This window comes from Saccharibacillus sp. CPCC 101409, from assembly GCF_030518235.1.
In the GTDB taxonomy this organism is placed as follows: Bacteria; Bacillota; Bacilli; order Paenibacillales; family Paenibacillaceae; genus Saccharibacillus.
Window position 1 is genome coordinate 489,075 of the sequence record NZ_JAULSA010000003.1, and the last position, 21,118, is coordinate 510,192.

The 21,118-nt window shown below is 60.5% G+C and carries 11 protein-coding genes; 9 read left to right on the forward strand and 2 right to left on the reverse strand.

The genetic code is table 11. The features are described 5' to 3' along the window. Positions 1–156 precede the first annotated feature (156 nt). The 4 genes from QWJ34_RS10000 to QWJ34_RS10015 all read left to right on the forward strand — a co-directional run bounded on the left by QWJ34_RS10000 (position 157) and on the right by QWJ34_RS10015 (position 14,658). Positions 157–1,602, forward strand: coding sequence for an ATPase domain-containing protein (locus QWJ34_RS10000; protein ID WP_302727421.1), 1,446 nt, complete (start codon positions 157–159; stop codon positions 1,600–1,602). Between the two features lie 16 nt (positions 1,603–1,618). Further along, positions 1,619–1,864 carry a hypothetical protein gene (locus tag QWJ34_RS10005; protein WP_302727423.1) on the forward strand — a complete coding sequence of 82 codons (246 nt, stop codon included), beginning with the start codon at positions 1,619–1,621 and terminating at the stop codon, positions 1,862–1,864. 1 nt (position 1,865) lies between these two features. Beyond that, complete coding sequence (locus QWJ34_RS10010) at positions 1,866–4,052, forward strand: LuxR C-terminal-related transcriptional regulator (RefSeq protein WP_302727425.1); 2,187 nt, start codon at positions 1,866–1,868, stop codon at positions 4,050–4,052. Positions 4,053–4,269: 217 nt separating this feature from the next. Further along, a complete protein-coding gene (locus tag QWJ34_RS10015; RefSeq protein WP_302727427.1) occupies positions 4,270–14,658 on the forward strand; it encodes an S-layer homology domain-containing protein in 10,389 nt (3,462 codons plus the stop codon). Positions 14,659–14,909: 251 nt separating this feature from the next. Here the strand turns inward: QWJ34_RS10015 and QWJ34_RS10020 are convergent, their stop codons facing one another. Beyond that, positions 14,910–15,593 (reverse strand): CidB/LrgB family autolysis modulator, encoded by a 684-nt coding sequence (locus QWJ34_RS10020; protein ID WP_302727429.1) that lies wholly within the window; start codon positions 15,591–15,593, stop codon positions 14,910–14,912. Beyond that, entirely contained in the window at positions 15,590–15,961 is a 372-nt protein-coding gene (locus QWJ34_RS10025) for a CidA/LrgA family holin-like protein (RefSeq protein WP_302727430.1), read from the reverse strand. Before QWJ34_RS10025 ends, QWJ34_RS10020 begins: the two co-directional genes overlap by 4 nt. A 173-nt stretch (positions 15,962–16,134) precedes the next feature. Here QWJ34_RS10025 and cidR point away from each other — a divergent pair, with 173 nt between their 5' ends. The 5 genes from cidR (at position 16,135) to QWJ34_RS10050 (ending at position 21,114) form a co-directional block, all read left to right on the forward strand. Further along, the gene (cidR, locus tag QWJ34_RS10030; RefSeq protein ID WP_302727431.1) at positions 16,135–17,034 is read left to right on the forward strand and encodes a cidABC operon transcriptional activator CidR; all 900 of its coding nucleotides are present in this window, start codon (positions 16,135–16,137) and stop codon (positions 17,032–17,034) included. A gap of 132 nt (positions 17,035–17,166) precedes the next feature. Further along, positions 17,167–18,501: an MATE family efflux transporter gene (locus QWJ34_RS10035; RefSeq protein ID WP_302727432.1), complete on the forward strand. Its 1,335-nt coding sequence runs from the start codon at positions 17,167–17,169 to the stop codon at positions 18,499–18,501. A 129-nt stretch (positions 18,502–18,630) separates the two neighbouring features. After that, entirely contained in the window at positions 18,631–19,410 is a 780-nt protein-coding gene (locus tag QWJ34_RS10040; protein WP_302727433.1) for an ABC transporter ATP-binding protein, read from the forward strand. Then, positions 19,407–20,300, forward strand: coding sequence for a hypothetical protein (locus QWJ34_RS10045; protein WP_302727434.1), 894 nt, complete (start codon positions 19,407–19,409; stop codon positions 20,298–20,300). The genes QWJ34_RS10040 and QWJ34_RS10045 overlap by 4 nt, the downstream gene beginning before the upstream one ends. Next, on the forward strand, positions 20,293–21,114 hold the full coding sequence (locus QWJ34_RS10050; RefSeq protein WP_302727435.1) for an ABC transporter permease: 822 nt from the start codon (positions 20,293–20,295) through the stop codon (positions 21,112–21,114). The genes QWJ34_RS10045 and QWJ34_RS10050 overlap by 8 nt, the downstream gene beginning before the upstream one ends. Positions 21,115–21,118: the final 4 nt, after the last annotated feature.

The window sequence follows — 21,118 nt, forward strand, 5'->3', positions numbered from 1 at the left end:
GCTATTTCAAACGCATGTATAATCGGGTAAGATCAATACTAAGAGGAATTTCCTATTGCCTTTTGTGAACCGTACTACTAAAAAACGCGTATAATCTGGAAAAGGAAGCGTATAATCTGAAGTAATCACTTCGATTCAAGGGGGTCGGCGGAGCTTATGCAAAAGACGGGGTTGGAACAGAATATCGTACACACTGGAGTTACGGGACTTGACGAGCTGCTCGGCGGCGGCTTGCCCAGGGGCACGACGACCATACTCGAAGGCAATCCGGGTACCGGCAAGACGACGCTGGGCATCCAGTTTCTGCTCGAAGGCGCCCGGCAGTACGGAGAATCCGGCATCTATATCACTTTCGAAGAACTGCCGGAACAGATCTACCGCGATATGTCCGGCTTCGGCTGGGATCTCAAGGAACTCGAACGCCAGAACAAGCTGCGCATCATCTGTCTCGAACCGGACGTGCTGCTGGACCAGATGATGCGGACCGACGGGCTGTTCGAACAGCTGATCCGCGAGATCGACTGCAAGCGCGTCGTGATCGACAGCATCAGCTTGTTCCGCACGTTGGGCGGCATGCAGACGGACGGCCGCGAGCAGATTTATTCCATCCGCAACATTATGCGCAAGTTCGAGCTTACCGCCTTGTTCCTGCGGGAATACGGCGAGTGGGAAGGACGTTCGACGCCGTTCGAGAACTATGTTTGCGACGGCATTATCCGTTTGTCGCTGCGCGAGCATCTCGAGAAGTTCCGCAAACGCACCGTCGAGATTCTGAAAATGCGCGGCGCCCACATTGTGGAAGGCGAGCACCATTACCGTTTTCTCAGCGACGGCATCTGCATTCTGCCCGCCCTCTCGATGGTGGAAGACAAGATTCTCAACGACGGCGTGGAACGCCTGTCCACGGGCATTCCGTCGCTGGACGATCTGCTTCAGGGCGGCCTTTCCAAAGGCAGTGCTTTTATGGTGGACAGCAACAGCAAAGCGAACTACAAATACCTCGTGACTTCGATGTACGCGGAACGGTTGAAGCAGGGAGACTGCGTAATCTTCATGCTGTCCGGGTTGACTTCGGTCGATGTGCTGGAGCAGACGCTTACGCTGTTCGGTGCTTCCCTGGAAGAAGCCGCGCGCGAAGAACGGGTGTTTTTTATCGATCATTACCGCAGACCGGTCAAACCGGAGTTCGAGAAGTGGATGATCTACGCCGACCGGCTGTCCAACGAAGAGTACCAGAAGAAAGTGTACGAATCGATCTATCCGTATTTTCGCGAGAGCTCGCTTAAAGGAAGAAGATGGTTTATCCACTACGACCTCAACACGATTATCTCCGAACATGGACGGGAATTTGTCAAACGACATTTCGCCGACGAGATGGCCAGATGCAGAGCGAACGGGGTGACGGTGCTCTGCCAGTGCAACTTTACGGAAATCGGACTGGAGACGGCCTCTTTCCTCGAACGGGCCTCCAACGGAGTGATCCGGACCTGGGTGGACGGAAGCTATCAGTATCTTCAGATCACGAAATCCCCGGGCGGCCGCATGTCGGCTCCTCATATCGTCGACAATATCAGAGACAGACCGTATGTTAGGCTGATATAGGGGGCACATGAGAACGATGACGATTTCGGATCAGGAGCTGTTGAAACTGCAGATGGAATGCACGATGTTTTTCGAGAACAACCCTTACGCCTACGAGACGGCGCGCGGCCTGGCCAAGAAGCTTGGCCGGGGCATCGAACCGCTTCAGGTCGTGCTGAACCGTCTGGCCGCAATCTCCATCCTGGACAAAAGAGGTGAAGGGAACATGGCTATTTATTCGTACAAAACCCCTTATACTCAAAACGAAGTGGAGATCCGTTAATATGATCGAAAAGAACTGGACCATGGACGTGAAGAAAACCGTCGAAGAAATCCAACAAACCTATGCCGAGTTTACCCGTCTCTCCGTTCTTATCGTGGACAACCAGGGCCGTCCGCTCGTCAAGCCGTCCGCTCACCAGCCTTTTTTCAAAAAGCTGTCCGATCCGGAAGGCGAAGTGCGCGAACGCTTCTGGGAAGAAGTCCGGCAGTATGCCGGTTTGACGCGCCCCGCCCTGTGCGACCTCTGGCTGCCGGGCGTTAAATTCATCATCGCCCCGTTCAAAGCGCCCGGAGGCGACGCGACCTGCTACGTCGTGGCGGGCGTGCTGATCCAGCAAGGAACCAAAACGATGCTTGAAGAAGAAGTGGCTCATGCCGGTTTATACGACGAAGGGCGCAAGCTGCTGCTCGACCTGGTGCTCGAAGCGGAGGAGCTGTCCGGAGAAGAAGCCGAAGTCTGGCGCGAGAAGATCGGGAAGCTGGCCGAAGCGGTCGAACGCATCCTCCAGTCCGTGCACCGCGAAACGTTTATCCGCGAGCGGCTGGCCGAACTGCGCCTTACGCTGACCACGGCGCGCAAAGAGCGGGCTTCCGTGGAGCTGACGTTCGAACAGTTTACGGATATCAGCGGTACGGCCGACCTGATGGGCTACGCCGAGAAAACCGGGCCGGGCGAATACCGGATCTCGCGTATCTCCGGCAAAGACGGAGGCGGGCTGCTGGACGCGGAATTCCGGGAAGGCGAAGGTTTTCTGGGTCAGGCCGCGCTGAGCGAATCGCCGATGCAGTGGACCGATATCCAGCGCGACCCGAGATCCTTTTTCCTGCGGCAGCGGGGCATCGGCGAGATCTACGGCCTGCGCTGCTTCCCGGTGCGAATGGGCGGCGAGCAGCTCGGCATCCTGTTTATCGTGGCGAAGCGCAAGTACGAAGTCGATCCTCTGCTGAGGGAGTTCGAGGATGTGCTGGTGGCGCTGATTTGCGAATATATCGCCAGCGGCACGATCGAGATGCGCATGGAGCGCCAGATCCAGCGGCTGCGTCCTTTAATGGAAGTCACGCGCTTTATGATCTCGGCCCAGAACACGCAGCGCATCCTGTTCATGCTGGTGGACATGAGCCTCAGCCTGGTCTGGAATCCGTCTTCCGCTATTATCGTGCACGAGAGCGCAAGCGGAGAAAAAGTGCAGATCGTCTCGCGCGGCATCGGCAACGAATTCGCGGAGCAGTATGCGCGCGACGTCGCCAAGCGGGTGCTGCGGGAAAACCATATGCATACGCCGGGCTTCGAGCTGTCGCAAACCGAAGAAGGCCAGCTGATGATCGAATATCCGATCGTTTATGCATCCAAAACGCGCGGGGTGCTGGCGGTCTCGCTGAGCAGCGAGCAGGAAGCGGAAGAGTGCCGAGAAGTGCTGCTGGCGCTGGCGACGATGGGCAGCATCATCCTGCAGTCGGTCCACGACCAGCATCAGCTTCGCCTCCAGAACGACCGCTTCCTGAAAATGATGTACGACTCGTCCAAACGCGGCGAGGAGAAGCAGGGCAAAGATACCGATTTGTCGCTGCGCCTGCTCGAAGAGTACGCCCGCTACAGCGGAATCACGTCGGAAGAATCGGTGTTCCTGCAGCGCGCCTCCCGTCTGTCCGTGCTCGACGAGCCGGCGCGCCGCGAATTCGGCGATGCGTTCGGCGACGAGATCGCCGTGCTCAAAGAATACCGTTCGATGCTCGACAGCGAAGGACAGACGGGAAACTTCTCGTATTCGCGCGAAGCGCAGCTGCTGCGCACGGTGCTGTACTTTGCCGCGCTGGACGAAGACACGGCCAGCCGTCTGCACCTGAACGGGGTGTCCCCGGAAATGTTCAATCACTTCCGGAAGTTTATGGCGGTTCGTCATACCGTGCAGAGCGAAGTGATTCTGTCGGACGGCTCGACGGCCGCTTTCAACCCCGCCGAAGCGGAGGAACGCGGCATCGAAGCGATCGTCAAGGAATTCGGGTTGTCGAAGCGGGAAAAAGAAGTGCTGGAACTGGTCGTGCGGGCTTCCAGCAACAAAGACATTGCGGCCAAGCTGTTTATCAGCGAGCACACGGTCAAGAACCACCTGACCAATATCTTCAACAAGATGAGCGTGAGCGACCGGGCTCAGGCCATCGCCAGGGTGTTTAATCGGGGAATCGGTTAGAACGTCCAAAATTTCAAATTTGAAACTAAACAGCCTTCCTATTTTGGAGGCTGTTTTTGTTTTGTTCAAAATCCAAAAAGCGGTACTAAATTCCTTTTTTTGTATTCCTATATAGAAAAAAATGGGTTTTGACGATATAAAAGGGTATACGGAAAACACACAAAGCCCCCGATATGTTCAAAATACCAAAGAATGCAAACAAGAGAGGATGCTGTACATGATGGAGAAAAGGCTGCAACGGCGGACATGGAAGGCCTGGGTAAGCGGGATGTTGGCTGTTCTTCTTATCGTAACTTTGTTTCCCCTGGCGCCGGCGCGCACGCTCGCGGCCGCGCCTCTGACGGTAACGCTGTCGAACCCCGCGGCCGTAGCGGGAGACACGACGGACATTACGGTATCTTACGAGTCTTTCGACGTACTGAATCTTACTATAGGAGCGGTCGATTTTCTGCTGCCTCCGGGAATCCGGGCGACGACGGGCGACCAGTTCAACGGCGCGCCTTTGACGGCTTCGCAGATTCTGGACGGGGGACAGCGCGTTCGCATCAGCGGACTCGGGCTTTCCCTATTGAAAACAAGCGCCGCACTGAAGCTGAATCAGAAAGTCCTGCCGGCGGCGGGGAACTTTCCTTTTGAGCTGCGCGTGTACGGATTGAACCTTACCGTAATCAGCACGACTCCGAGCCTGACGGAAGGCGCGAACCTGGCCGTTGCCGCGCTTGCGCTTCCGGCCGCGGCGATTACGGTAAACAACAATCCCGACGACGCCGATACGATTCGCATAGCGGACGTGAAAGTCGGCGATTCGGTGAAAATTTACAATCTCGACGGAACGCTCCGGACGACGCTGACGGCAAGTGCCGCCGGCACGCTGGAGATTCCGCTTAAACTTCTTCCGGCCGGCGGCACGATCGGCGTCAGCCTGACCCGCGGCGGCGTCGAAAGCGCGCGCGTGCAAATCGGCTATGCGGCCGAAGTGGTGCCGGCGATCGCGGCGGCTTCGGTAACGGCGGTCAATGCGCTGGGAACGTCCGACTCGGTGACGGTGTCGGGTCTTGCCGCGGGCGATACGTTCCGTTTGTACGATACTGCGACAGCGACTACGGCCCTTTACACATCGGGTACGCCGAATACGGGCGAAACGTCGGTTAAATTGAATGTGACTTTGAAAAAAGCGGGCGGGACGTTCTATATTGCGCGCATTCGCAACGGCGTGGAAAGTCTGCGCATGCCGGTCGCCTACCAGCCGGAAACGCCGGCTCAGCTGACGATTGGGCAGCTTACGCTGAACAATGCCTCGGGCAACACCGATACGGTAAGCGTAACGGGACTTGAGGAAGGCGATACCCTGCTTGTGTATACAAGCGAAGGCGAGCAGCTTCAGTCGCTCAAAGCCGATGCGCTCGGCGTGGCTTCCGGCAGCTTGAAGCTGACGCCGAGCGGCGGCAGCGTCTATTTGGTCGTGGAACGAAACGGCGTGCGCAGCCTTGCGCTGACGGCGCTGTACGCGGCGGAGACCGTAGCCGCGCTGGTGCCGAATCAAGTCATTGTGACCAACAATTCGAGCGATGACGATAACATTCGCGTAACGGGCGTCAAAAATGGCGACAAAGTGCGCATCGATGTGACGGGCGGCGGTTCTGTACTGTACGACGTAACGGCGGACGGTCCTGTGGACATCCCGGTTACGCTGCTGCCCAAAGGGGGCAGTCTGAATATCAGCGTTGTGCGCAACACCGTGGAAAGTTCGCGCCTGATGGTGGTTTACGATTCGGAAGCGGTCAATCCGCCCGCGCCGACCGATATTACGGTTGCGAACAATTCCGGCAACGCCAACGACAGCGTCAGCGTGTCGGGTCTGAAATCGGGCGATGAAATCGTGGTCTATACGTCTGTCAACGGAATGGACGAACTGGGGCGCGCGACCGCGACCGGCACCGAAGCCGTCGTCAAACAAGCGCTGCTGCCCGCGGGCGGCTCGGTTTACGTCTCGATTCGCCGTCACGGCATTACCAGCCTGCGCACAGCGGCGGCGTACAACGCCGAAGTGGTGACTCCGCCGCTGCCGGTCGATATTTCGATCGTCAATAATCCGTTTGCGCAGGACAGCGTCACGGTCGGCAATCTGCAGGCCGGGGACCAGATCTTTGTTTATACGCCGGGGGCGACGACTTCGTTTGCTTCCGGTCCGGCCGCAGCCGCTGCGGGCGGCGGATATTCGGCAACCGTCGGCAGTCTGGATCTGACCGCGACCGGCGGCAGCCTCCAGATCAGCATCGTGCGCAACACGATCGAAAGCGCGCGGACGACAGCGCCCTACAACGCGGAAGTCGTCGCGCCGCCGGCTCCGCCTTCGATTACCGTAACCAACCAAGCGGCTCCGGCGGAAGATACGGTCGTCGTGACCAAACTGCTGCCCGGCGATAAGATTCGCGTGTATCCGACTACCGGAAACATGATCGAAGAAACCGCCGTGCCGTCCGGCGACGGTCATTCCGCCACGGCAACGCTGACGCTGGAAACTTCGGGCGGCAGCCTCGGGGTGAGCCTGGTCCGCCGCGGCATCGAAAGCGTGCAGACGCACGTCGTGTATCTGGCCGAGATTCCGGGCTTCAGCGGCGCAATCTGGGTCGTCAACGAAGAAGGCGACAACGATATTTTCCTGCTGAACGGCATGCAGTCCGGCGATCAGATCACGGTTTATAGCGACAAAAATGCAGCCGGAAGCGTGCTCGATTCGGGCGTCGCGAACGCTCAGGGCCAATTCCAGGCCAAGCCGCTGGCGCTCAATCCGGCGGGCGGATCGCTCAGCTTCACTTTCCAGCGCGGAAGCGCGGCGCTGAGCGATCCGGTCAATGTCGACTACGGTCCGGAGCCGCTCAGCGCGCCTTCGGCGAACAATATCGTCGCGGTGAACAATTCGGGCAGCGATAAAGACACCGTAACCGTGTCCGGCGTGCAGACCGGAGATCTGCTGACGATCAGCAGTTACGGCAGCGGAGACGATCCGAACGGGACTCCGATCGACTCCCAATCGGTACCGGCGGCGGGCGCGACGGCCGTAACGCCTCTGAAGCTGGCTCCGGCCGGCGGTTTTGTTATCGTGACGCTCAAGCGCGATTCCCGCGTCAGCGATCCGGTGCGCGCCAGCTACGGCGCCGAATTCGTAGCGGCGCCGGCGCTGGGCGATATTACGATCGTTAACGCGTCCGGGACGGACGGCGATACGGTTGCGGTCAAGAACCTGCCGGACGGCGCCGTTATTGTCGTGACGCCTTATCGCGGCGGCATTGCCGGAACGGCGGTCGAGCGGACCGCTGCCGGCGGCACGGCGTCCGTTACCCTGCCCCTGGCCGCTGCCGGCGGCTCGGTTACGGTAAGCATCACGGTGAATACGATTTCCAGCGAAGTCACTACAGCGGTGTACGGAGCGGAGTTTGTGGCTCCGGCCGCCGTGCTGAGCATCGACAACGAGCCGGGCACAAGCGGCGACTCGGTCCAAATCGGCAGTCTGACGGCCGGAGACAAGTACGAAGTCGTCAGCTACGATCTCTCCAATGCGGTAGTCGCCCGCGTAAACGCCGCGGCCGATGCCGATTCGGCGCAGGTCGCCATCGCTCTGGCTCCCGGAGGCGGTCACGTCGAAGTGATCGTTACCCGCACCGGACTGGATGCGTCCGATATTGTACAAAGCGTGCCCGCCTCGCTGTCCTACAATGCCGAGATCGTGCCGGCGCCGCTGTTCAATCTGATTACCGTGATTAACAATCCGGACGATAAAGACACGGTGAGCGTTAACGGGCTTGAACCGGGAGACTTTATCAACGTTTACAACGAAGACGGAAGCGATCTGCTCGGAGCGAGCTTGTCGGGAGCGGACGCTTCCGGCGCAAATTCCGCGAAAGTGATCCTGAATCCGGCCGGCGGGAGCGTACGCGTTACGATCGTGCGCGGCGGGTCGGAAAGCGCGAGTACACTTACGCCTTACCGGAACGAGACGGTGATGCCGCCTGCGGCAGACAAGATCTCGATCGTCAACGCGGTCGGCGACGACGATACAATCAGTATCTCCGGCCTTGAAGAAAACGACCTTTTTACCGTGTATGAAAATGGCGTGAGTCTGGGTTCGCAGGCGGCGGGAGCCGACGGAACCGCAGTGCTCGGCAATGTGAAGCTGAATGCAAACGGCGGCGCGATCCAGGCGTTTATCGCGCGCCGCGGCGTTGTCAGTCTGCCTACGCAGATTCCTTATCTGCCGGAAGAAGTGCCGGCGCCTTCGGCGGACGATATTACCGTCGACAACGTGCCCAATACGACTGCGGGCGCAGTCGATACCGTTACGGTAACGCAGGGGCTGAAAGACGGCGACATCCTGAATGTGTACGACTTCCTGTACAATCTGGTCGGTTCCAGCGCCGCAGTCTCTGGCGGAACGGGAACAGCCGCGGCCCCGATTCCGGCCAATCTGGAAACGGCGGGCGGAAGCCTGTACGTCGCGATCAAACGCGGCGGTCAATCGAGTGTTTATACGCTGGTGAACTACGGAGCGGAAAAGGTCTCTCCGATCGACCCTGCGCTGGTAGAGGTGATGAACGAGCCTAACGATAACGACAAAATCGTCGTGGACGGACTGTATGCCGGCGAGAGCGTACGCGCCTACGGCGGCAACGGCATGGTTATCGGCGTCAAGAAAGCCGACGCCGACGGCTCCGTCACCATCGATCTGACTTTCCCGCCTGTCGGCGGAACGGTGACGCTGGTCCGGGTGCGCGGCGGCATCGAAAGCACGGGCATAACCGTCGCGGTCGATCCGGAACAGGTTCCCGCCGTGGCAAACGAATGGCTGGACGCCGATAATTTGACGGGACCTCTGGACGTTGTCCGGGTCAATCTGGCAAACGCCGATTTCCTGCCGGGCGATATCTATATCGCGTACGACGAAAATATGACGGAGCTCGGCCGTTCGCCGGGCGTTCCGACAGGCGGCGTGCTGACGATCCCGGCCGCCCTGCATCCGAACGGAGGCAGCGTGCGGGTCGCTCTCCAGCGGCGCGGAGTCAACGGCCTTCCGGGAACCTTTAAGTACGAAGCGGAAGCCGCGGCTCCGGGAGCCGGTCCTTCGGCGGCCGATATTACCGTTACGAACGACGCCGGCGGCAGCGATACCGTCGTCGTCGATTACCTGGCGGCGGGCGAGATTGTGGTCGTATACAATGCGGCCGGACAAGAAATTGCGCGCCGCACGGCCGAAGCCGACGGCAGCCTGACGATTCCCGTCAACCTGGCCGATGCCGCGGCCGGCCGGATCTCGGTCTCGGTTGTCCGCGGCCAGGTCGAGAGCGCCCGCACGACGAAAGAATATTCGGCGGTCGCTGCTTCGCAGCCGGCCGTGCCTTCGGAACAATCCGTTACGATTGCGCGTTCGGCCGATCCGTCCGTTGAAGACGAAATCATGGTCGACGGTCTGCTCGAAGGCGATCTGGTTACGTTCTACGACGACAACAAAACGCAGCTGGGCACGGCGACGGCCAATGCTTCCGGCGTCGCTGCGCTGCGTACGCTGCGGCTCAAGCTGTATGCGAGCACGATTACGTTGAACGTAAACCGGAACGGAGCCGTCAGCGGTCCGCTGGCGGTCGACTATCCGGCCCGCGCTTCGGCTGTCGTTCCGCCGAAAGCCGCCGATATCCAGGTCGTGAACGATGTGGGCACGGCAAACGACAGCGTGACGGTGGCGAATGTGACCGCCGGCGACGTAATCCGCGTGTATACCGCGGACGGCAGCGTACTGATCGGCGAGGTCCGGGCATCTGGCGCGTCGGCCTTCGTGCCGGTGCAGTTGGGCGCGGCTCCGGGAGCGGTGCGCGTCAGTATTGTGAAGGGCGATACCGAGAGCATCGGCACATTGAAGCCGTACGCGGCCGAGCCGTTCGCGACGCCTGCGCCTTACGCGGCGGACGTGACGGTCGTGAATGCTCCGGGCAGTGCCGGAGACGAAGTGACGCTCGACGGCGTGCAGAGCGGCGATGTGGTTCGCGTGTATGAAGGAAACGCGGCTCAGCCGATCGGTATCGCGACGGCGGCGGGCTACAGCGTGACGGTTCCGGTCGCGCTCAATCCGGCCGGAGGCAGCGTGCGCGTCAGCGTCGAACGCGGCGGTTCGGAAAGCGACCGCTCCGCGCCGGTTCCTTACAAGGCGGAAGCTTCGCCTGCGGTGCGTCCGGATGCGCCGGCCAAGAACGAGATCCATGCGGTGAATGCCGCGGGCGATCTGAACGATACGGTCAAGGTCGATAACGTGCAGTTCGGCGATCTCGTGAAGGTGTACGACGCGGACGGAGGCGGCCTGCTGGCCCAGCTCGCGCGCAGCGATGCCGGCAGCGGCGAGCTGGTTATTCCGGTCGTATTGAAAAAGACCGCCGGCGGCGTACAGGTTGCCATCGTGCGCGGCGGTCTGGAAAGCGACAAATCCGTTCGGGCGGACTATGATGCCGAACCTGCGGCGCAGCGTCCGGACGCGCCGAAAGCGGGCGATATCAAGCCGGTGAACAACGCCGGCAAGCTGAACGATACGGTAACGGTAGAGGACGTGCAAACCGGCGATATCGTAAAAGTATACGATGTCGACGGAGGCGCTCCGCTGGCCGAGTTTGTCCGTACGGAAGCGGGTACGGGACGCGTAACGATTCCCGTGATCCTGAACGCCGGCGAAGGCAAAGTAAAAGTTTCGATTACGCGCGGCGGCGCGGAAAGCGAGTTCTCCGTTCCTGTCGCTTACGAGGCGGAGAAAGCCGAACCCGTGGAACCGACTAACCCGCAGCCGGCCGCTCCATCGAAGAACAAGATCGAAGTCAATAACGCAAGCGGCGTATTGTCCGACACGGTCGTTGTCAGAGAGGTGGTGCAGTCGGGCGACATCGTCAAAGTCTACAAAGCCGGCAGCAGTATTCTGCTGGCCCAACTGGCCCGGATCGAATCCGGCGCCGGCGATCTGGAAATCCCGGTCGCGCTCGATCCAAGCGGCGGCGAAGTGGAAGTGACGATCGTGCGCGGCGGCGTGGAAAGCGACCGCTCCGAAGCGGTGGAATACGATGCCGAAAAGTCCGATCCGAATCCGGGTACGCCTACTGACCCGGGAACGCCGAATCCGGGAACTCCGGACCCTGGAACTCCGGGACCGGGTACGCCGACTCCGACGAAGCCCGATACGCCGGACTCCGGCGATATCACCGTCGTTAACAATTCCGGCAGAACGCCGGACAGCGTAACGGTTGAGAAGGTGACGGCGGGCGATATCGTCGCCGTTTACCTGAACGGTACGCTGATCGGCAGCGCCGTCTCCGCGGGAGGCAATGTGACCGTGGCGGTTGCGCTGACGCCGGAAACGGGAAGCGTCGAGGTCCGCATTATCCGCGGAACGCTGGAAAGCGAAGGCGCTTCGAAGGGGTACGACGCGGAAGAGATTGCGACGCCTAGCGTCAATGTATCCGCTGCCGATTCTTCCGGCGCGGCTCTGGTCGTCGTCGGCAATGTGCTGGCGGGCGACAAAGTCACGCTGAGCGTAAACGGCGCGTCCGTAGGAACGACAGAGGTGCAGGCGGACGGCAGCGTGACGATTCAACTGCCGCAAGGAGCTCTTAGCGGAAACGGTACGATCGAAGCGATCGTGCAGCGCGGAAACTTGAACAGCCCTTCGGCAAACGGAAACTACAGCGTTCCGCCGTCTCCGGTAGATCCGGGCACCGGCGTTCCGCAGCCGACTCAGGTCGATATTTCGCGAGACGGAAACAGCAGCGGCGGCACGGTTACCGTTGGCGGATTGACGTCCGGCGATACCGTGCTGGTCAACGGAGGCGCGGATAACGGCGGCTGGACTTCCCAGCCGGCCGAGACCGATACGGCTTCCGTCGCGGTTACGCTGGACGACAACGGCGGAGTGCTCAATATCGCGATTTCCCGCGAAGGCAGCACGGGGGCGGCAGTCGGCTTCCTGTACGGACCGGTACAAACGCCTCCGGCCGCGCCTCAAGCGCCTCAAACGCCGGATTCGGGTTCCGTAACCGTCGGCGGCGGCCAGCCGGGATCTTCCGATCCGGTGACCGTGAGTGTGAACGGAGTCGTCGAAGGCGACATCGTGACGGTGTACGCGGAAGACGGAACGACCGTTATCGGCCGCGCCGTTGTCGGGCCGAACCAGACGAGCGTAGTCGTGCCGATCACCGCTTCGGCGGGCGAAACGGGCAATGCTCAAGTGACGGTAACGAGAGTCGGCCAGGAAAGCGGCCAGCTCCCGGTTCAGCTTCCCGACAGCGGCGGGGGCAATCCCGATCCGGGCAGCGGTAATCCCGGCGGAAATCCCGGAGGCAATCCGGGAACGCAGGCGCCCGAACTCAAAGAAGCGAATATCGTCATCGGCGACCGTACGAACGGAACGAGCACCGTTTCGGTCAGCGGCGTGAAAGAAGGCGATACGATTACCGTTTATGCGCAGAACGGAACGACGATTCTGGATCGCGTTGTCGTGACGGCCGCGCAGGAGAAGAACGGAAGCGTCGAAATTCCGGTCGTCCTGGGCGACTCGGCGGGCACGATCAAAGTTCAAGTCGTTCGGGATAATAAAGCAAGCGAAGTTGTCGGAAAAGATTACACCGCGGTTCCTTCGAATCTGCCGGGACCGGCGGAAGGCGACGTCGCTATCGCAAGCGTGCCCGGCGTCGGCGATACGGTAACGGTCCAGAATCTCAAGCCGGGCGACGTCGTGATCGTTTACGCCGCGAACGGCACGACCGTGCTTCAGCGCGAAGTGGTCAAGAGCGGCGAAACCAGCGTTCAGGTACCCGTTTCGCTGAATCCTGAGGCCGATCATCTGCAAGTTGTGGTGGTCCGAGGCGGCGTAACGAGCAGCCCGACGAAGGTGAATTACACGGTCGATACTCCGACTGTTCCGTCCGTGCCGTCCGTGCCGGCGCTGCCAAGCGCCGATATCACGGTAAACAATCTGTCGGGCAGCGCAGACAGAGTCACGGTAAACAACGTCAAGCCGGGCGATATTATCATCGTGTATACGGAAGACGGCCTGACGATCCTGGACCGTATTACGGTTCCGGCGGGAAGCACAAAAGTCGACGTTCCGGTCGCGCTGAACGCATCCGGCGGCAAAGTCCGCGTAGCGGTGGCTCGCGGCGGAGTCACGAGCGCCGCGACGCTCGTCTCGTATGACGCCGAACCGCAGGCGCCGGTTACGGCTCCGATCCCGGCGGCTTCGGTCAGCATCGTCAACAATGCGGGCTCCGTCGATACTGTCGAAGCGACGGGACTGCAGGCGGGTGACATCGTCACGATCTACGCGCCGAACGGTACAACGGTGCTGGGCCGGGCGACGGTGCCCGCAGGGGCGACCAGCGTCAAAGTAAACGTGACGCTCGGCGCATCCGCAGGCAAGATCCGCGTCTCGGTGCTGAGAGGCGCAGTCGAAAGCGCGGCGACCGAAGTCGATTATACGGCGGAAGCGCCGAGCGTACCGGCTCTGCCGGCAGTCAATATCGCCGTGACCAATAACGGCGCTTCGAGCAGCGTGCGGATCGGCGGCGTGCAGCCGGGCGATATCGTCACGGTTTACGCCGCAAACGGAGTTACCGTGCTGGGCCGGGTTACGGTTCCGGCGGGAGCGACGAGCGTCAGCATTCCGGTTACGCTGGACGCGGCGGGCGGCCGCATCCAGGCCGCGGTAACCCGCGGAGGCGTAAGCAGCACTGCGACCGTGCAGACTTACGCGGCCGTGAATACGGGCGGAGGAACGCCCGGAGGCGGTACCGGCGGAGGCAATACCGGCGGAGGAGCAGGCGGCGGCGCGGGCGGCAATACCGGAGGCGCGGCGGGCGGAAGCCCGGCAGCCGGCGGCGAAACGACGCCGGCCAATACTCCGGCCGCTGCGGCCAACGGTACAGGCAGCAATCCGGTAACGGCGCAGAATGCGTCGGAAGGCGAAGAATTCGGCGAAAGCGGCCGCAGCGTCAAGCTGACGAGCCGCGGCAGCCAGACGTTCAACGATATTCAGGGCCACTGGGCCCAAGGCGCGATCGAACGCCTGGCTTCGCTGGGCGTGATCGACGGCAAGGACGCGAATACGTTCGATACGGACAGCAGCGTCACCCGGGCCGAATTCACCAAGATGGTTTCGTCGCTGCTGGGCGTGGCTTCCGACAAAGATCCGCAGTTTAACGACGTGGACGGAAGCGACTGGCACGGAAAGTATGTACAGGGCGCGTTCGAGCAGGGCATCGTCAACGGTTACGGCGACGGAAGCTTCCAGCCGGATCAAACGGTCTCGCGCCAGGAAATGACGCAGATCATGATGAATGCCATGAAGTGGCTGCAATCGGACGTATTCACCGACGATCCGGATTACGCGAAAGCCATGACGTACAAAGATTACTCCAGCGTCGGCAAATGGGCGCAGGAACCGATGTCCCGCATGCTGCACGAAGGCCTGATTATCGGCAAGCCGGGCAACAACCTCGATCCGAAAGGCAATGCGACGCGCGCGGAAGCCGCAACCGTCATTTCGAGACTGCTCGACCGCATGAGCGACAACTTCGTCCGTTAATACCGAGAGAACATGGATACAATCAAGCCGCAGCGGCGCAAAGGCGCGGCGCACACGACGCAAGGGAGGAATCCGCACGATCGGCGGATTCTGCCCGGCGCCGGCTTGAGCTTTAATCCAACCAAGACTTAAAAAAATTCAAAGAAACGCATCGAAAAAGGAGACGCTTTTTTTGCCGGCCGGCAAAAGCGTCTCCTTGTTGTGCTTTCTATGCGGTTTTTCGGCGGCCGTCCGGAACCCGGATCTGCCGCTTACCCGAGCAGGCTCAGCAGCGCCGGAGCGGCCGCCAGCGTGAACAGCGCGGCCAGGATCATCGAGATGCTGGAGATCGTGCCGGTGAGCGGGTTCAGTTCGAAAGCTTTGGAAGTGCCGGTGCCGTGGGCGCTCGTTCCGAACAGAACGCCGCGGGCGATATCGCCTTCGATGCGCAGCAGCTTCACGACGGAAGGCCCGATCATCGCTCCGAGCAGTCCGGTCATAATCACGAACACGGCGGTAATCGTCGGCACGCCGCCGATCATCTGCGACACGTTCATCGCGATCGGCGTCGTTACCGAGCGCGGCACGAGGCTGCTGGCGAGCGAGCCGTCCAGATGCATCAGCCGGGCCAGGAAAGCCGACGACAGCATCGCCATCACGGAACCGAACAGGACGCTGGCGACAATCTCGCCGGCGTGCTTTTTGAGCGTTTGAAGATTCTTGTACAGCGGAACCGCGAACGCGACCGTGGCGGGCTGAAGCAGTTTGGACAGCCAGACGCCGCCCGCATTGTAGCTGGCATACGACGCGTGCGTGGACAGCAGCAGGGCGACGAGCACGATCGGCGTAATCAGCAGCGGAGAGAGATACACCCGCGGGTATTTGCGATACATCCATTTGGCGGCGTAATAGATCAGCAGCGTGGCGGTTAAGTACGTGACGGCTTGAGCGATCATGAGTGGGTGCTCTCCTTTCTTTTGGACAATGCCCCGGCCAGCAGGCCCGAGCTAACCATGACGATGAGGGTGCTGAGCAGCACGACCGCGAAGATGCGGATGCCGTCCTGTTCGAGCAGCGGAATATAGTTCATCACGCCGACGGCGGCGGGAATAAAGAACAGCAGCAGTTCGGCCAGCAGCCAGGTGGCGCCGAGTTCGATCCATTCCAGCTTGACGATACGGAATTGCAGCAGCAGGAAGAGGACGAAGATGCCGAGAATGCTGCCCGGAAGACCGATGTGCATCCAGCTTGCCAGCCGGTTCATCAGCTCGGAGAAGCCCATCAGGACCGCGATCTGGATCGCGGCGAGCAGCACTTTTTTCATGGGAGGTTCCTTCTTTCGCTTGGTGTGAAAAATGTTATAGAAAATATTCTGTAACTCATCTCTGTAATGAAAATTTTACACGTTATCTTTTCATGAGTAAAATGAATAAAAAGAATAAGAATCATTCCTTATGGTTATGGAACGAATCTTTTCAAAAAAGGAGATGAAGCGCGGTGGATATCCGGCATCTGGCGTATTTTCTGGAAACGGCCAGGCTCAAAAGCTTTACGCGGGCGGCGGAGTCGCTGTATGTCAGCCAGCCCGCGGTCAGCAAAGCGATCCGGCAGCTCGAAGAAGAGCTGGGCGCGACGCTGTTCGACCGGATCGGCAAACGCATCGAGCTGACGGACGCCGGACGCGTCGTGCTGGAGCAGGTGCAGGCGATCACGCAGTCGTTCTCGAATCTGTCGGCGCAGCTCGGCGATCTGGCGGAGCTGCGGCGCGGGCATATCCGCATCGGCCTGCCGCCGATGGTCGGATCGAGCTTTTTTCCCAAAGTCATCGGCGCGTTCCACGACCGTTATCCCGACGTGACGATGCAGGTATTCGAGGACGGCGCGAAAAAAGTGGAATCGGACGTGGCGGAAGGGCTGCTGGATATCGGGGTGGTCGTGCTGCCGCTGTCGTTCGACGTGTTCGACTCGTTCCAGTTCGCCGAGGAGCGGCTGAACCTGATCGTTCCGTCGGCGCACGCGCTGGCGGGAGCGCCGAGCGCCCGGCTGGACGAGCTGGCCCAGGAGAACTTCGTTTTTTTTCGCGAAGATTTCACGCTGCACGACCGGATTATCGGCGAATGTCTGCAGGCCGGCTTCCAGCCGCGCATCGTGTACGAAAGCTCGCAGTGGGACCTCATCAGCGAGATGGTGGCGGCCGGGCTCGGCGTGGCGCTGCTGCCGGAAACGATCTGCCGCCAGGCCTCGGGCAAATCCGTCTCCATCGTACCGCTGGAAGAACCGGCGATTCTGTGGAGGCTCGGCGTGATCTGGCACAGGGACCGGTATCAATCGTACGCGGCGCGCGAATGGATCGCTTTTACGCGGCAGTGGCTGGGCGGAACGCCGATCGAGGGATAAACCGCTTCCGGAGTTACAAACAGGGACAATAGTTATTTAGTGACATCGTTCATAGGACTTGCCGAAGAACGGCCGCTATACTGGATATATTGCAGCACGCGGTTTGCCGTTTTATCGAAAGGGAGAACGATCATGGTTAAACAATGGGCGGCGGCCAACCGGAGCGAGATGCGGATCATCCGCGGAATGGTTCTGCCGCTGATGTTCACGCAACTGATCCAGATTTTTTTTCAATTTGCCGATCAGGCGATTGTGGGCAGGCTGGGCGTGGAGGAGTTCGCGGCGATCGGCGTGGCTTCTTCGTTTATTTTTCTGATTACGGGAACGCTGGGGATGCTGTGCGGCGCGTTCAATATTATCGGCGGAAAATGTCTGGGCGAGGGCGATACGGAAGGGTTCGGCCGCGCGTTCAACACCTCGATGAGCCTGAGCCTGGTGCTCGGCGCCTTGTTCGAAGGACTGATCCTGCTCGGCGGCCGGCCGCTGCTCAAAGGCGTATACGGACTCGGACCGGATGTGCTGAACCCGGCGTGCGAATATTTGTACATGGGCGGTTTGACGATCGGCATCAACATGATCCTGTTCAACTTCTCGGCTTATTTCAAAAATACCGGCCGGGCGCGCGTGCTCGTGTACAGCCTGGCTTCCGCCAGCGTCGTCAACGTGTTTATGGACTATGCGCTCGTATACGGCAAATTCGGTTTTCCGGAATGGGGCGTCGCAGGGGCGGCGGCCGGTTCGGTGATCGGTTATCTGACCAGCATCGCGATCAGTATCGCTTTGTTTCGCAAACGCCGGCTGTTTCGCTTCTCGTTCGGACTGCCGCGGCAGATGTCGGCCCGGCTGTTTCGGCTCTACGTTCCGCTGGCGCTCCAGGACCTGGTGGAATATACGCTGTTTGCGATTGCGCTGAGCGCGTTCGTGGCGAGACTGGACGTCAAGCTGCTGGCCGCCTATACGATCACAGTCACGCTGCTGGAGCTGTTTATGATTCCGATGTACGGGTTCTCCGGCGCGTGCCTGACCCTGTCGGCCCAGGAGCACGGCAGGTCGGGCGGCGGAGGCAGGCGGTACGCTCTTCTTTCCTGCTTGATGATGCTGGGGTGCCTGCTGCCGCTGGCCGTAGTGATGAACGCGTTCTCGCTTCCGCTGGCCGGCTGGATTACCGACAAAGAAGCGATTGCGGGGATCGTGCACGATGTGCTGCCGGTCGCGCTGGTCGTCGGCGTGTTCAATGGCGTGCAGATGGTGCTGCGCTCGACGCTTCAGGCGGTGGATCTTGAGAAATGGGTGCTGTGGGTTTCGGCCGGCATCTACGGATTGTCGCTGGTCGCGATCTACGCGGCAATCGATCGCTTCGGGTTGACCGGACTGTATATCGGACTCGGCTTCTGCTACGCGCTGCTCGGCTGCTCTTATGCGGCAAAGCTTCGTTTTACCTTCAAAAAGACAGTCGTCCCGGGATAAGCCAATTTCCCGCCGGACGGCTTTTTTGCGTTCTGCCCGCTTTCTTTATGCTTTCTTTAGATTTGCTTTCTACACTGGACATATCCGGAAAAGGAAACGACGGAAAGCGAAAGAGAGGCGAACGATAAGATGGAAAAAGAACAAGGAACAAACGGAAGCGTTCCGGCCGCTCCCGAGGCGGGGCGTCCGCTGGTGGAGATCGGCGGCGTCACGAAGAAAGTGCGGCGCAGAGCGCTGCTGAACAATGTATCTTTTACGATAGGGCACGGCGAGATCTGCGGGCTGCTCGGTCCCAACGGAGCGGGCAAAACGACGCTGATCCGCGTCATGACCGGCCTGATCCGGCCGAGTGCCGGAGACGTGACGATCGGCGGGCACAGCGTGGCGAAGGAGCGGGAATCGGCTGTGCTGCACGTCGGCGCGATTGTGGAATCCCCGATCTTTTTCCCTTATATGACGGGGCGCGACAATCTGTACAATCTGGCGCTGCTGCATCCGGATCTTGAGAACCGGCAGGCCCGGCGGCAGCGCGTGCGCGAAGTGCTGGAGATCGTGCGGATGGACAAGCGCGCGGACGAAAAGGTCAAAACGTATTCGCTCGGCATGAAGCAGCGGCTCGGCATCGCGCAGGCGCTGCTCGGAGATCCCGAGCTGCTGATTCTCGACGAGCCGGCCAACGGCCTCGATCCGATGGGCATCCGCGAGCTGCGCGAGCTGATTCTCCGCCTCAAGAACGAACTGGGCAAAACGGTGCTCGTCTCCAGCCATCTGCTGGACGAGCTCCAGAAGATCTGCGACCGCATCGTCGTGATCCGCGAAGGCGAGCGGGTGTTCGAAGGCAGCCGGGAAGCGATGATCGGCGGGCGCGAAAGTCTGGAAGAAGCTTTCGTGGAGATGATGGAGCGATGAGCGGCGCGAACGAAAAAAAACGGCCGAAGCGCGGAAAAGCGGCGGCCGGTAGCGGAGTCGGCTTCCGGCGGCTGGTCGCGGCGGAATGGCACCGGCTGTGGAAAAGCGGCGCGGTCCGCCTGATGGCGCTGTCCGCGCCGCTGCTGGCGCTGGTGTCGGCCAAGTATCTGCTGTCGCAGAACGCCGTGCTCGATCCGACACTTCCGGAATATGCGACGGCGGGCAATGTGCCGGTGCTGGCGCTGTCCGAAATGCTGATTACCGCATTCAGCGGGATGATGCTCGTGCTGGCCGGGCTTTCGGTGACGGAAGAGTACCGGGGCGGACGGCTGCGCATGAGCATGCTGCGCGCCGCGCCGCTGACCCGGACGATGGCGGCCAAGTGGACGGTATGTCTGACGTTTATGCTGATCCAGCTCGGTCTGTATCTGCTGTGCACGCTGGCGGCGGGCCGGATGTTTTTTCCGAACCCGGAGACGTACCCGCTGTTCTTCGACGCGGGCGATGTCACGTACGCCGGCGGACTGCTGTACGATCTGAAATATTACGGCCTGGCCGCGCTCGTGCTGGCCGCGATGCTGACCGTGCTGCTGTGGATCGCGGCGGTCGGCCGTTCGTCCACGGTAACGCTGGGCGTGGGCATCGGCTTTCTGCTGCTGTCCTACGCGCTGCCGACGGTGCTGACGTACTTTCGGCCGCTGCTTGACCCGGACACGTTTATCCGCATTCATTTTCTGTCGCTGCTGATGATCGAGTGGGAAGGCATCGCGGCGATGCTGGGGAAGCGCTACGACGTGCTGGTCTGGAATCTGGGCGTGATCGCCGGTTACGGATCGCTGTTCGGGCTGCTGACGTTCGGCGTATGGAAAAGGAGGGACAATTTTGAGTAATCGCGAAGGAGCGGCGGGAAGAATGAAGACGAATGTGAGTATGGGCAGTTTGCTCAAAAGCGAAGGTCAGCGGGTGTTCAAGCGAAAACGAACCGGGTTCGTCGCGGCCGTCTATCTGATCTTCGTGCTGCTGGACTGTATATTCCTGACGATGACGAATACGAGCTTCTACGATCCGGGGCGCAGCGTGCCGCTGGATTCGCTCAATGCGGCGCCTTTTCTGCTGCGGGAACTGGCGCTGCTGATGAACTTTGTCGTCATCCCGATGCTGGCGGCGGACAGTTTCGGCGGAGACGTCTCCTCGGGCGCGCTGCGTCTGGTGCTGATCCGTCCGGCTTCCCGAAGCCGGTTGTTTCTGGCGAAGTGGCTGGTGCAGGGCATGCTGGTCGGGACGTTGACACTGCTGACCTGGGGGATCGGGACGGCGTTCGGCCGGATCGCGATGCCGCATGCCGATCGAACGACGCTGATGGGCGCGGGCACGGTCGGAAGCGGCGGGGCGCTGCTGTTCACGCTCGGCTTCTACGCGGTCGCGTTCTGCATTTTTCTGGCGCTGATCGGGGTCGGCGGAATCGTGGCGAGAATCGTGCCCAATCCCGTGCTGGCTTATATCGGCATCCTGGGCGTCGTCGTGGGCGGCATCTATGTGTCGGACCGGCTGGCTTTTCTGCTGTCGGTGTCCGATTCGATCTTCCATTTCCTCGGAGGGGACGGCGGAAGCGACGTTTCGCTCGGCTGGATTGTCTGCGCGCTGCTGGCCGGCTGCGTTATAATAGGGACGTTGAGCTGGAGACGCAGAGAGTGGACGCAGTAACGCG